This is a genomic window from Mycobacterium sp. (assembly GCF_035499775.1).
Classification (GTDB): Bacteria; Actinomycetota; Actinomycetes; order Mycobacteriales; family Mycobacteriaceae; genus Mycobacterium.
Genome location: NZ_DATJYB010000070.1, coordinates 1 through 12,325, shown reverse-complemented (window position 1 = coordinate 12,325; position 12,325 = coordinate 1). Strand labels below are relative to the sequence as shown.

Sequence of the window (12,325 nt, the reverse complement as noted above, 5' to 3'; positions counted from 1 at the left end):
TGTCGAATACTCAGGAAGGGAGGGGTTGGGCTCAGAAATGCCGGTGTTCTAAACCGGATCTACGGACTTACGTCGGTGAAATAGCTTTTCACGGGCGTTCTGCGGAAAGGCAAACTTCTTGTGAATGAGCAGTTACTCGCGCCGACCAGAGTTCTCAGAGATTATCTCTCCAACTCCTTGGTTTGGGAAGACTTCCTGGCCCAAGGTGGCTTCGTCGACGGAGACATCGTTGTCGCGGATCCATTCAAGGCCGGCACTACCTGGACCCAGCGAATCATCCAACAAATACTCCACAACGGCGAGGAGAAAGAAGGCGGGCTTTCGGACACTTCGCCCTGGCTCGATTCCAGTTGGGGCGATCATGCCGAGATGCTGAGAGCGCTAAAAGAGCAGCGCGACACCGGGGTACGGCGGGTAATGAAGTCGCATCTGCCCGCGGACGCCCTTCCGATCGCCCCCGAGGCTCGTTACGTTTTTGTCGGCAGGAACGGCAAAGATCTTGGAATCAGCTTCCATAATTATCTGTACAACTTCTCCGAACCCACGATGTCGACGATCAACCGCATTCATGCCGAGTGGTCGGGCGAGTCTGGTCGTCTCGTGATTCCCAAGGATATGCGGGAGTTCTTCGACCGATGGCTCGACACCAACGGGTATGACTGCTGCGACCTGCTCGATATCATGGAATCGTGGTGGGCGCTCAGGAACGAACCGAACGTGCTGCTCCTCCATTATCAGCATCTCAAGGATGATTTGGTTGGCCAGATCGTTCGACTGGCAGAATTCTTTTCCATCGATCCGCAGTCGCTACGAATCGACGCTATTGTCGAACACTGCTCTTTCGACTACATGAGCGCCCGCGCGGAAAAAATGGCGCCGTTTGGCGGAGCGCACATGTCCAGCGCCAAAGCCTTCTTCCACAAAGGGCTGAGGCGCGACCACCGCAAGGAGTTGACCCCGGCTCAAGTCGAGCGCTTCGACTGGGCTGCTTTGGAGAAGCTGGGTGAGAAGTGCGCCCACTGGTTGGAGACGGGTGAAACCTCCTCGGCACGGTGGCATTAGCTCACGCGACGTGAAGTGCTGCGGGACTTTGCCCTAAAGCGAAGTCCCGCAGCATGATACGAGGCCTATAGTCCATGGCTGACCGAGGTCTGGTGCTACGTGATCGCCTCCTGATGGAGGGCGTAGCGCTCCTTTACATGGTCGCGATCGCGCTGGCAGCGCAGTTCAGCGGATGGTATTACCTGTTGTTCCCCGAACTCGGCGCAGTATCGCACGACGTGTTGACGCGCCCGTGGGGGAAGTGGGCGAGCCAGCCGGTGCGGCTTGTCCTAACCCCGGCCGTTGGGGCGGCCATCGGTACGTTCGTGACGCGAGCATTTCCTTATCGGGTTGCGACGATTTTGCTCATCGTCAGCGTGTGCCTGCTTCTCCTGGCTTTTCTGAAATCGAATATCGCCCCTGCGATCTCGGCGGGCACCCTGCCACTCGTCTTGGATATCAAGAGCTGGCTCTATCCCGCGTCGATAGTGATCGGTCTCGTCGCCCTTGCTTTCATCTTCTTGCTGTGGCGGACGTATTACCGGCGGACGTACGAAGACGCTGCTAAAACCTCGACCGCGGATATCGATGATCTTCTTGAAACCCCGCCGGCCGGAATTACCTGGATACTACCGTTCTATACTTTTGTGACGATCATGGCCTTTTGCGCTACAGCTTCGGGCCTTCGGTTTATCCTGTTCCCCCTCTTATCGTCATAGCGTACGAGATGTTGGCCCACCCCACGTCCTGTCCGTGGGCGGCGAAGCCGCTAACTCTGCCAATCGCGTGCTTTCTGACGTCGACCGCTGGATGGCTCGCGGTCAGCGTGTTCGGGAGCGGCGGTATTGCGGCCGCGTGCGGAATGGTATCCGGCATTGTTGTGCTCCGCGTCCTACGGATTCAGATGCCGCCCGCCTTGGCGGTCGGACTCCTTCCGCATCATCGATTGTCCGAATGTCGAATATCCCCTCTCCGTGTCCATCGGAACAGGAGCACTGACGCTCGTCTTTCTCCTTTACCGATGGTGGGTCACCGGCGGGGGCCGAGCTGACAACAGCGCCCCAGCAATATGAGGAGCGTATGGTGACGAATGCCCAATTAACTGATGTCCTTTTAGTCCTGCTTCTGCTCATCGGCCTGGCCCAATTGCTGGGTCATCTATTCACGAAGCTGCGCCAACCCAAAGTGGTCGGCGAAATCCTGGCCGGCGTCGTGCTGGGTCCTGCGCTGCTCGGCCGACTGCCCGCTGTGGCGCACATTTTGACGGCGCGCGGCAGCCGGGCCACATCCTGACGTTCATTTATTGGCTTGGCCTACTACTGCTGATGTTGGTTTCCGGCGCCGAGATGCAGCAGCTGTTCGGCCGCGGCGAGCGGCGCACCGTGGGTTGGCTCATCATCGTCGGAACCGGCGCTCCGTGCTCGGGAGTTCTGGCCAGTGTCGCGTTCGACGCCGGCATCATCAGCTCGAAGTTCTACACCACGCTGGTGATCGCCGCCGTGCTCACCTCGCAGTTCGCCGGCGCGTGGCTCGACTACGTCATGCGTAAAGGCCTGCCGCTGCTGAGATCCGATGCGGCGACAGACGCCTTGGGCGAGCCGCGCGAGGCGAATCCGGGCTTCGCGCGCCGTCGATGAGTTCGCGCGCCCCGACGTTGAAGCCACATCGCTAACTGGACGTATCGGTGAAGTCAGCTGGAAATCTGCTGTGCGTCAGGAGTTTAAGTTGTCGGAACGACCAGAATCCGGTTTGACTGTGCATGGCGGTGGGGCTCGCCATAACCGCGCGTCATTGTCGACGGCCAACGGTCCCTGCGGAACATCCATAGTGGGCTGGGCTAATCGTGCAGCCATGTGTGACGCGGAGGATTATGAGTGGCCGTTGAACTTTCGTCCATCCCCTCGATGAGCCTGTGGCCATCAGCGGGCGTAGCGGGACACCGAATGTCAATGAAACCAATCCGATTCGAGCCGGTTCGGGCAGGGACGGCCTGATGGTGACGACGAGAACGTCCGTGAGAGGCAATTATTTTGTGGCGCATACGCATCGCATCGCTGATTGGGATTCAGAAGACGCCGTGGCGTGGCGCGCCGGAAACAACCTCGTCGCCCGTCGCAATCTGATCTGGTCGAATGTGACCGCGCACGTCGCCTTCTCCATCTGGTATCTCTGGTCGGTGATGGTGCTGTTCATGCCGCAGTCCGTCTACGGTTTTTCGACCAGCGACAAGCTGCTGCTGGCCGCCACCGCCACCCTGGTCGGCGCGGTCGTGCGCATCCCCTACACGATGGCCACTACCAGGTTCGGTGGCCGCAACTGGGCAGTTTTCTCGTCGCTCGTGTTGCTGATCCCAACCGCGGGCGCCATCTTTCTACTGGCCAAACCCGGCCTGCCGTTGTGGCCGTATCTGGTGTGCGCCGCGTTGACCGGCCTAGGCGGAGGCAACTATGCCGCGTCGCTGGCCAACGTGGAAGCTTTCTATCCGCAGCGGCGAAAAGGCTCCGCGCTGGGTCTGACCGGTGGGATTTCCAACCTCGGGTCGGCGGCCATCCAGGCAGTCGGATTGGTCGTGCTGGCCACCGCCGGCCATGAAGCGCCGTACTGGGTGTGCGCGGTCTATCTGGGGCTTCTTGCTATCGCCGGTCTCGGCGCGGCGCTGTTCATGAACAACCTGACCCATGTCATCGAGGCCGGCCATGTGCGGTCCGTGCTGACGGTGCCCGACTCGTGGGGAATCGCATCGCTCTACCTGTGCTGCTCGGGATCGTTCCTCGGATTCGCGTTCGCTTTCGGTCAGGTGTTACAACACAACTTCCTGGCCGGCGGACAGAGCCACGCGCAGGCGTCGTTGCACGCCGCCGAGATCGCCTTCGTGGGACCGCTGCTGGGATCGTTGACGCGGGTAATCGGCGGTAAGTTGGCCGACTCGTTTGGTGGCGGCAAGGTCACTCTCGGCGCGCTAGTCGCCATGATCGTGGCCGGCGGCTTCTTGATCATCGTCAGCACGCATGACGATCTCACCCACCGCCCGGGCGGTCCGACGGGCTACACGATGACCGGTTACATCGTCGGTTTCATAGCGCTGTTCATATTCTGCGGAATGGGCAAGGGGTCCGTGTTCAAGCTGATCCCATCGATCTTCGAGGAACGTAGTCGGTCGCTCAACGTCAGCGACGCCGAGCGCCGCTACTGGGAGCGCGTTATGTCGGGAGCATTGATCGGCTTCGCCGGCACGCTCGGCGCACTCGGCGCCATGGGGATCAATTTGGCCCTGCGCCAGTCCTTTTTGAGCACCGGCTCCCAGACGCCGGCATTCTGGATCTTCCTGGCGTGCTACGTCGGCGCCGGGATCCTGACGTGGGCCCGTTACGTGCGGGCGGCAGAGCGCAACTGACGCATCACCTTTCGCCGATGCCCGGCCCGATCAGCTGGTGCTGTAAGCCCACCAGTCATACGCACCGGGCACCGGACACAGGTTCTTATACGCGGCGATCACAAAATGATCCGCTTGTTCGGTGGTCAGTGACGGATAGGTCTTCTGCATAGCCGCAGCCGCCTGATCGCCGGTGTACCCGCCGTTCCAAAGCTGCCAGCACACGTTGTAACCGTTCTCCAATATCGCCGGTTGCACACCGACGACGCCTGCCGCCTGCACGGCGGCCAAGAAGTCCTGGACGGGGTCGTGTTTCCGCGCGGGGTTGGCGCTGGCCGGCGCTGCCAGCCCTACAGCAATGAGTGCCATAGCGGCACTGACCAGGACTTTCTGAATCATTTCGGCTTCGTGGAGCAGGGCCCCCGGTCCAGCACTGGCGGAAGCGGCGTCTTCCGTGTCAGCTCTTGGAGAGTTGTTGGGGGCAATAGTATTTCGCCGCTACTAGGGCGAACTGGGATGCGTTTTCCATGTCCAACCCGGGATTGTGGGTTTTCACGTCATGGATTAGCCTCAGCCCAGATTCACCGTTGTTCAAACAAGTGCACACCGCCTTGCCAGCCGTGATGGCTTGACCCGGGCTGTCATAACCGATGCCGTCTTGTCGCAGTACGGCAAGGAAACCCGGGTCGTCACCGTCGACAGGAGGACCCGGATCAGCGTTTGCCGGTGCGGCGAGGCTGACCATAGCGCAAGCGATACCTATCGCGATTGGCAATTTCATTACTCCACAAGCCCTTTCATCCGTCGAAGATCTTGGAACTGTCGACTTTTGACAGGTGCGGTGCGTGGATGCCGGGTCTGTCGCCAGGCCGGCGCCGGCATGACGGCGTGCGTTCAGGCCTCCTTCCCTCGGATTTCACTGTCGCTGTTTGATTTTGATCATCGTCGCGAAGGCTTACTGCAGGCTGTGTTCTGGTTGGGCGCTTCCTGTCTTTTGCAAATCAGATCGGTTATCAGCGGCTAAATATCGTGCTGTACAACACTTTTGGATGCCACAAGCTTGGCCACCGAAGTCGCCCAACAGGATTCGTTTTTCCCTTTCGGTCCTAGCGGTGCCACGGGCACAGGTCGCGGATAGCGATTCGGACAACCTGCACCGCTCCATCTGGACCCAGTGTCGGGTTGTCCGCCAGAAACTGGCTCACCATGTTCTGGCGGCTTAGGCCGGCGTCCATCAGGCCGCAGATATCCAGGCCCTGATCCAGCGCCACCGTGTTGCCGTTGCGGTTTCCCAAGCCGGCCGCAGCGATATCTGCCAGGAACGCACGCCCACCGCAGCCCGGACCCGAGCCCGGTGCACGCCCTTGCGGGCAGCCGGGTGGCGGACTGGCGTTCGCATCCGGGTCGGCACCGAAAGCGACGGCCGCCAGGACGGCCATGCCGACCACCGCCATCCTGCGCGCGCCCCGGTTGGCCCGCCTCGACGCGGACCCGATCGATACGCTGGTGCACCTGGCAAATGCGGCATTTACCGAGCGAACGCGCCCGACCTGGTCCGCAGCATCGACCGAACTAGTGACAACTGCGGTGTATAGAGTTGACATATTCACCCCGATCGGCTATGCGCTGCCAGAGGTCATCTGCGCCGCGTGTGAGCTGGTACTTTGACCAAACTCTGGACGAGCCCACAACGCATCGCTGCCGCAATCGATGTGGTGATCGTGGTGTCACGCCCATTTAACTCAGCGTGATTTCAGGATGGCCGCGCAAACTTTGGTGGGACTGTGTTCTAGCTGGGCGTTTCCTGTTTCTTTGTCTGCGCTTCACCGCTGGGACATCTCGCTGGCGATCACGGGGCACGAGTTACAAGACACGCTTGTATCCCTGCAACATCGCGACCGCTACTGCGACGCGATCGCTGCACGAAAGATCAATGCCATGAACACTTCAGCAAGCACCAACAAGACCGCGCGCGCCACAGGATTCGAAGGCCTGCGCCGATTCACGGCCGGCGCTCTGCTGGCCACGGCGATCGCCGTCGGTTTCGCGGCGGCGAGCCACGCAGACCCCGGCGCGCCGGCCCCCAACCCAGCCATTGCACCGGCGCCCGCCGCCCCCTGGGCCCCGATGATCGACCCGGGCTGCCGGCGCCAACTGTTCTACTTCAACGGCCGCGTGCACTGCGGCTGACGCTGAGCAGTTACAGATCAGGTCAGAGCGTCGACGAAGCTCTGCACGACGGCACCGGGGAAGTTGAGCGTGGCGCTGCCTACTTCCAGGGCGCCGAAGCGAACCGAGTTCACGACTGTCGCGGGATCACCAGTGCGGAGAGCTTGCCCGAAATCGACGGCGGCGAATTGCGGCGCGGTAACCAGGTTGCGCACGTCGACGAACAGCGAAGTCGGCAAGTTAGCCGGCGGTACGGGTACCCCGTCCCAACTCACCATCGTCCAGCCATCGCCAGGGCTGCCCTCGATCACCACAACGCCGGTATTGGGCAGCGAGTGGGTGAACATGAGTAGCGGATTGGGGTTGTTGACCGTCATCAACGTCCCGGTCTCGATCGTCAGTGCGCTCGAGTATGCGACGTCGGTGATCGGGCCGGTCCCGCCCATTGAGTGGACCGGGTTCGCGATTGCGGTGTCGTACATGGTTTGCATCGCGTTGTTGAAGCTGTTGTAGAAAACCACCCCGTTGGGGTCGGTAGAACCCAGGGTCAGCATGGGGAAGGCCGGTAATCCGAGGGTCCAATAGAACGGGGCGACGATATACAGCAGCCCCAGCGGGATCTGTTGTTGGCCCTCCAAGATGCCGGCATTGATTTCGTTGAGGCCGGGCAATGCCACCGGAGTCGGCGCGGTCGGCCCTATGGCCGTGACCAGCGCGTCGGCGGTCTGCTGCGTCCTGGTCAGCTGCGACTCGAAGATCCCCGCGAAGGGAGCATTCGGAGCCAGGACACCGGCGACGGTGCCCGCCTGGGTCGTTCCCGTCGGATTGAGCGGCGCTCCGGGGATCGCCGTGTCGATGATGCCCCCTGCGTTGCTGTCAGTCTCCCCGTGCCGCACGAAGTCGATCTGGATCGTCTGGGTGCCGCCGTGGTCGATCGTGGCCGTCGCACCGGTGCCGATGATGAGCCCGCGATATCCGGTGACCCCGTTCTCCCCGCCGGTGCCGGCGAGGCCACCAGGGGCACCGTTGCCGAACAACAACGCCTGGCCGCCGGCGCCGCCGTTCGCGCCGGTGCTGCCCTGCCCGCCCATACCGCCGTTGCCCATCGCCCAGCCGCCGACGCCGCCGGCCCCGCCCGCGCCGCCGCCGAACCCGCCACCGCCCGGACCGCCGGTGCCGATCAACCCGGCGTTCCCGCCGATTCCACCAACGGCGTTCACCCCGGTGGTCTGGGTATAGCCGGCTCCGCCGTCGCCGAACAGGAAACCACCGGGGGCACCGTTGACGGTTGTCGAGTTTCCGGGAGCACCGTTGCCGATCAGGTCACGCCCGAACAGCGTGTCGGTGGGCCCATTGATGATCGGGTCCAGCGCCTGACCGAGCGAGCTGGCGATCCAGGCTTGGCCCACCGTGTGCACCGGGCTGTAGACGATCGCCTGAAACCCGTTGGCGACGATCGTATTGATCGTGCCCGCGGCACCCCCCAGCGAGGTGGCGACGGCTGCCTCGGTGCCCGAATAGGACGCCACCGCAGCAGTCAAGTTGCTGACGAACTGCTCGTGAAACACGGCCGCTTGCGCCGCCGCCGCCTGATACTCCTGGGCATGCGCACCGAAGACTGCCGCAATTGCCTCAGATATCTCATCGGCGGCGGCCGCCGGGACCGTCGTCGTCGAAAATGCCGCGGCCAGGTTGCCGGCTCTCACCGCTGAACCTATCTGCGCTACATCGGTCGCTGCCATCTCCAACGAGTCAGGGGCCACAAGCATGAAACTCATCTCCTACCCTCGGTGTTTATCGCGTCGCAAAAATGATGATGCAACGCAGCGCCGGAGAAGATGTGCAAATTCGCGATAAATGGAAAGTGTGCCGAAGGTGAACAACGTTAAGGCCGCGGCTTGCACCTTTCGAACCGCACCCGCACCGCGGATTGCAGGTCGGCGGCCTCGGGGGTGCCGGCCGCGTGGTCGTCGGAGCTGCACCCGTTCACGGACACCGAACCCCGCCACCCCGCAGTGCGGTCGACGGTCCACGTCACCACCATCGGGATGTCGGCCTGCTTACCCAGCGCACTGACGGTGTTGTCCAGGTCGGCCTCGGCACGCTCCGGGCCGAATACCCGAACGTCGACGCCGACGATCACCTGGGCGCCCGTCGTGCCCACCGCACGCACCGCGACCGGCAGCCAGCCGACCCGATTCTCGAGCCGGCGCTGGTCGTCGGCGGTGAACGGGAAATCGGCTCCCCACGGTGGTGCCGATTGCTCGACACCGACCTTGACGCTCGTGGACCCGACCGCCGCGACCAACGCCGGTAGGACCAACGCCGTCGGCGAGGCTGCGCCACGCAGGTTGAGCACGCTGGTCGAACGATTGCGGAACCACGCCACTTGCTCGGCGTTGACCGTCGATCCGACCTGGCGCAGCCGGATCGCGTCGTCGGCGATCTGATCCGGGTCCAGCTCGGACATCCGGCTCAGCAGAACCCGTCGGTCGGGGCTCACTGCGAACATCGCATCCTGCGTGTAGCCGGCGAACCGGTCGTCCCGCACGGTGTTGATCCGAACGACCAGGTCGCGTATCTGGTCACGGGTCGCATCCGGGACGAACGCATAGATGTTGATCCGGGCGCCGCGGTCTTCGTCGTTGTGGTAGCCAACGTTGGCCGACGACACTCCCGGCATCGCTGACATCGTGTCCTGCAGGTGCTGCGCGTCGGCGCGGCGATCGGGAGCCCCGCATCCGGACAGACAGCCCACGGCCACCGCGACGGCGAGCGCCTTGCTCAGCCAGGACGGACCGTTCACTCCCCCACTATCCCGCCTTGCTGCCCGTATCCTCGCCCGATGGGCGATCCCGTGGACCTGCAGACGCCGCTTCGCCTCCGCAACAGCTTCGCGTTTCCGCTGCAGACGGCGGACGGCAGGCGCGAGGTCCTGTGGGGTGCGGTCCTCCTCGTCGCGCTGCCCGGCGTCGGCTGGCTTCTCAACATGGGTCACCGCATCGCGTTCGTGCGCCGGATGCAGCGCGGGCTGCCCCCCTTCCCTGCGTTCTCCGATCCGACGCGGTCCTGGCACGCCGTCTACCGCGAGCTGCTGTGGGATGGGTTCGTGACCTTCCTCGGGATGGCCTACTACCACGCACCGGGGGCGGTCCTCCTCGGCGCCGGCGCGCTCCTCCGGTCCGCACCACTGCTCGCCGCAGGTGCCACCGTCTGGCTCGCCGCGACCGCGCTCGTCCCCGGGTATATGACGCATTACTGCGCGCACCGGAACGCCCGGGAAATTCTGAACCCGCTGGTCGCCCTGCGGCGCGTGCGGGACGGGGGTCGGGCCTACTGGCACGCGTGGTCGATCGTGCTCGTCGCGCTGACGCTCTCCTTCGTCGGGCTCCTTGCCTTCGGCGTCGGGTTCTTCGTGACGAGCGTGTGGTTCTGGCAGGTTGCGGGGTTCTCCTTCGCGACGGTGTTCAGCCAGCGCCTCGCCCTCGTCGGCGATCAGTAGTCGGCGACCGCCTTACGCACGATCGAGTCGACCTCTTCGGCGAGCAGGAACCGCTCGGCGACCAGAGCTTCGGCGGCCGCGCGAACAGCGGCTGCGTAGTCGTCGCTCGTCGCGTACCTTTCGGCGACCGACGGCTGCCCCGGCGGGAACGGCAGCTTGCTGCCGAGCCGCTCATAAAGCACGTCGGGCAGCTCGTCGATCTGCCGGCGGGGGTTCCAGCCGGTGTAAGCGGCGAGCGGTGCAGCGACCGCAGGCAGGCGGATGCCGGCCACCTCGTTGCCGTCGGCGTCGATCGCCGAGACCAGGTCGACGAACGTCTCGCCCAGGCGGGCGGGCCAGACACCGATGCCGCGGTCGGCGTCGGGTCCCATGTCGACACGGCGCGCGTAGGGCAGCGATGCGGGGCTCGGCGCGGCGGTGTGTCCGAAAGCGGACAGCACGTCCTTGCGGGAGACGGCCGTGCCGTCGCTGGTCCGGGGAACCCGGCTGGCCGGCGGCTCGACGCCGTCGATGACCCAGTTCTCCAACGCGATCAGCAGTGCCCGGTTCACCGGCGTGACGTCCAGGCGGTGCACCGGGTTGGCGGCCGGCAGCGCTTCCTTGACCGGGCTGCTGCCGAAGTGGTCGGTACCGGCAATCAGGTACGTGCGGACGTCGGAGTCCTCGGGCAGGTCTTTGCCGGTGTACGGGTCCACGTGCAGCAGAGCTCCGTCACCGTGCCAGTACTCGGCCGCGCTGTTGGTGAAGATGGTTTTCGGCACACCGCCGAGCTCGCGCTGCCGCGCCAGCAGATCGCCGTGGCCGAACGGGGCCAGGGTGCCGAAGCCGCTGGTCTGCGTGACCGACGGCTGCGCGAAGCGGTGGTTGAACTCGCCGCGGGCAGCGCTGGCGACGTCGCTGTACACGCCGTCGAAAACCCGCATCCCGGACTCGTCGATGTTGAGCCCGTCGGACACGAACTGGCGCAGCAACCGACCCGCCTGCGAAACACCGTAGGCGAAGGTGTGGTCGATGCCGTCAGCCCGCAGGTGCGACACCACGTCGCGGATCGCCAGCAATCCGGCGCCGGCAACCGGTGCCTTTGCAGTCCGGTACACCAACTCGTACCAGTGGAAAGCCTTGAATCCACCGTCCAGCGCGATGTGCGTCTCGTCGGTGAAGCGCCAGGACTCCCGGGGAATCGTGGTGGGCTCTGCGTCCGGCGACGTGCGCACCGTCAGGGCAGCGTCGGGGTCGTTGACGTCAATCGTCGGGTACGCGGTGAACGTGAACAGCTGCTTCGCACCGGGCACCGCGTCGATTTCCGGCGCCGAGAAGCTGAGCTCGTGGTCGTCGCTGGCGACGTCGGCGCGCCATTCCAGGCGCATCCGGCCGGCCGGCACGTCGGCCTGAGGTGCCGTCAGGCCCAAGATCGCCGGCCCGCGCTGCACGTCCCACTGCCAGCCGCACGACACGATCGTCCAGCCGCGGTCGAGCAGGAAACCGCCCTTGAGCCACGGGGCGTTGGTGGGCACGCCGCGGTTGGGCACCACGAACAGCATCTTGCGGTTGCCGCCATCGATCGGGCGAATCATGCGGAGGTCAGCCTCGAAGCGGACCAGTCCGTCGTCGTCGCGGGGCGCGAGCTTGAGGTCAGCGATGCGCTCGTTCGCCAGCTGCTCCGGGTCGACCGCGAAGCGGGCGGTCGCCTCCACGCACTCGTAGCGCGCGTCGGAGTGCGGGTTCACCGTGTTGATCTGAACTGACTCGAGGGTCATTTCGGGTCCTTGTCGGTTGCGGGTCGCTTAGTCCGTGGTGCCGACGTGGTCGGCGTTCCCAATTAGATTGACCCAGCCGCCTTGAAGGATTCTCAAAGAATTCTGGTGGCCTCGCAGCTGCCGGCGCGGCCGCCGTAGTGGGCGCGACTGAACGCGCGAAATCGCCTGATGGCGAAGCTATTTCGCGATGGCCGTCGTGCGGCTCGCTGCCCCGTCGATGCGCGGGTGGGCTCGTCGAGTCGACGAGCCCACCCGGTCCGATTCAAGACAGCGATCACCAAAGCCCGGCCGGGCCTGCCGCTGGCGGCAGACCTCTCAGGCCGTCTTCTGCGCGAGGCTCAGGCGCGCGCTTCCGCGCCTGCCCGCTCCTCGACGTGGGTGACGCAGGTGCTGCGGGCGGACACCGTCGAGCGCCGGGCCTGCCGGCGTGCGGGCGGGGTCGCCGCGTTGGCCGGCTCCCCCGCGAGCCACAGGCGCACCAGG

At 64.3% G+C, this 12,325-nt stretch carries 14 protein-coding genes; 8 read left to right on the top strand and 6 right to left on the bottom strand.

Annotation, left to right across the window (positions count from 1 at the left end):
• Nucleotides 1-120 precede the first annotated feature (120 nt).
• From VML93_RS04555 to VML93_RS04535, 5 genes are all read left to right on the top strand, one after another.
• On the top strand, nt 121-1,062 hold the full coding sequence (locus VML93_RS04555) for a sulfotransferase domain-containing protein (RefSeq protein ID WP_325608123.1): 942 nt from the start codon (nt 121-123) through the stop codon (nt 1,060-1,062).
• A gap of 74 nt (nt 1,063-1,136) precedes the next feature.
• Nucleotides 1,137-1,760 (top strand): hypothetical protein, encoded by a 624-nt coding sequence (locus VML93_RS04550; protein WP_325608121.1) that lies wholly within the window; start codon nt 1,137-1,139, stop codon nt 1,758-1,760.
• A gap of 364 nt (nt 1,761-2,124) precedes the next feature.
• Nucleotides 2,125-2,334 (top strand): hypothetical protein, encoded by a 210-nt coding sequence (locus tag VML93_RS04545; RefSeq protein ID WP_325608119.1) that lies wholly within the window; start codon nt 2,125-2,127, stop codon nt 2,332-2,334.
• 32 nt (nt 2,335-2,366) lie between these two features.
• A complete protein-coding gene (locus tag VML93_RS04540; protein ID WP_325608117.1) occupies nt 2,367-2,678 on the top strand; it encodes a hypothetical protein in 312 nt (103 codons plus the stop codon).
• A gap of 395 nt (nt 2,679-3,073) precedes the next feature.
• Nucleotides 3,074-4,435, top strand: a complete 1,362-nt coding sequence (locus VML93_RS04535; protein WP_325608125.1) for a nitrate/nitrite transporter — start codon at nt 3,074-3,076, stop codon at nt 4,433-4,435.
• A 30-nt stretch (nt 4,436-4,465) separates the two neighbouring features.
• Here VML93_RS04535 and VML93_RS04530 read toward each other — a convergent pair whose 3' ends face one another.
• The 3 genes from VML93_RS04530 to VML93_RS04520 all read right to left on the bottom strand — a co-directional run bounded on the left by VML93_RS04530 (nt 4,466) and on the right by VML93_RS04520 (nt 5,853).
• Complete coding sequence (locus VML93_RS04530) at nt 4,466-4,813, bottom strand: DUF732 domain-containing protein (RefSeq protein WP_325608115.1); 348 nt, start codon at nt 4,811-4,813, stop codon at nt 4,466-4,468.
• Between the two features lie 58 nt (nt 4,814-4,871).
• Nucleotides 4,872-5,195, bottom strand: coding sequence for a DUF732 domain-containing protein (locus tag VML93_RS04525; protein ID WP_325608113.1), 324 nt, complete (start codon nt 5,193-5,195; stop codon nt 4,872-4,874).
• A 325-nt stretch (nt 5,196-5,520) separates the two neighbouring features.
• The gene (locus tag VML93_RS04520; protein ID WP_325608111.1) at nt 5,521-5,853 is read right to left on the bottom strand and encodes a DUF732 domain-containing protein; all 333 of its coding nucleotides are present in this window, start codon (nt 5,851-5,853) and stop codon (nt 5,521-5,523) included.
• On the opposite strand from VML93_RS04520, the gene VML93_RS04515 reads away from it, so the two are divergent.
• Both VML93_RS04515 and VML93_RS04510 read left to right on the top strand, forming a co-directional pair.
• Nucleotides 5,852-6,082, top strand: a complete 231-nt coding sequence (locus VML93_RS04515; RefSeq protein ID WP_325608109.1) for a hypothetical protein — start codon at nt 5,852-5,854, stop codon at nt 6,080-6,082. The genes VML93_RS04520 and VML93_RS04515 overlap by 2 nt on opposite strands.
• A gap of 90 nt (nt 6,083-6,172) precedes the next feature.
• A complete protein-coding gene (locus tag VML93_RS04510; RefSeq protein ID WP_325608107.1) occupies nt 6,173-6,604 on the top strand; it encodes a hypothetical protein in 432 nt (143 codons plus the stop codon).
• A gap of 17 nt (nt 6,605-6,621) precedes the next feature.
• On the opposite strand, the gene VML93_RS04505 is transcribed toward VML93_RS04510, so the two are convergent.
• Nucleotides 6,622-8,361 (bottom strand): PE domain-containing protein, encoded by a 1,740-nt coding sequence (locus VML93_RS04505; RefSeq protein ID WP_325608104.1) that lies wholly within the window; start codon nt 8,359-8,361, stop codon nt 6,622-6,624.
• Nucleotides 8,362-8,468: 107 nt separating this feature from the next.
• Nucleotides 8,469-9,389 (bottom strand): hypothetical protein, encoded by a 921-nt coding sequence (locus VML93_RS04500; RefSeq protein ID WP_325608103.1) that lies wholly within the window; start codon nt 9,387-9,389, stop codon nt 8,469-8,471.
• 39 nt (nt 9,390-9,428) lie between these two features.
• Between VML93_RS04500 and VML93_RS04495 the strand changes: the two genes are divergently transcribed.
• Entirely contained in the window at nt 9,429-10,085 is a 657-nt protein-coding gene (locus tag VML93_RS04495; RefSeq protein ID WP_325608101.1) for a hypothetical protein, read from the top strand.
• Here VML93_RS04495 and VML93_RS04490 read toward each other — a convergent pair.
• Nucleotides 10,079-11,842: an alpha/beta hydrolase domain-containing protein gene (locus VML93_RS04490; protein ID WP_325608099.1), complete on the bottom strand. Its 1,764-nt coding sequence runs from the start codon at nt 11,840-11,842 to the stop codon at nt 10,079-10,081. The genes VML93_RS04495 and VML93_RS04490 overlap by 7 nt on opposite strands.
• Nucleotides 11,843-12,325: the final 483 nt, after the last annotated feature.

Coding starts and splice junctions, on each gene's coding strand:
- VML93_RS04495 (WP_325608101.1), top strand. CDS start 9,429: ATGGGCGATCCCGTGGACCTGCAGACGCCGCTTCGCCTCCGCAACAGC.
- VML93_RS04520 (WP_325608111.1), bottom strand. CDS start 5,853: ATGGCCGTCCTGGCGGCCGTCGCTTTCGGTGCCGACCCGGATGCGAAC.
- VML93_RS04505 (WP_325608104.1), bottom strand. CDS start 8,361: ATGAGTTTCATGCTTGTGGCCCCTGACTCGTTGGAGATGGCAGCGACC.
- VML93_RS04550 (WP_325608121.1), top strand. CDS start 1,137: ATGGCTGACCGAGGTCTGGTGCTACGTGATCGCCTCCTGATGGAGGGC.
- VML93_RS04525 (WP_325608113.1), bottom strand. CDS start 5,195: ATGAAATTGCCAATCGCGATAGGTATCGCTTGCGCTATGGTCAGCCTC.
- VML93_RS04510 (WP_325608107.1), top strand. CDS start 6,173: ATGGCCGCGCAAACTTTGGTGGGACTGTGTTCTAGCTGGGCGTTTCCT.
- VML93_RS04490 (WP_325608099.1), bottom strand. CDS start 11,842: ATGACCCTCGAGTCAGTTCAGATCAACACGGTGAACCCGCACTCCGAC.
- VML93_RS04540 (WP_325608117.1), top strand. CDS start 2,367: ATGTTGGTTTCCGGCGCCGAGATGCAGCAGCTGTTCGGCCGCGGCGAG.
- VML93_RS04515 (WP_325608109.1), top strand. CDS start 5,852: ATGCCGACCACCGCCATCCTGCGCGCGCCCCGGTTGGCCCGCCTCGAC.
- VML93_RS04530 (WP_325608115.1), bottom strand. CDS start 4,813: ATGATTCAGAAAGTCCTGGTCAGTGCCGCTATGGCACTCATTGCTGTA.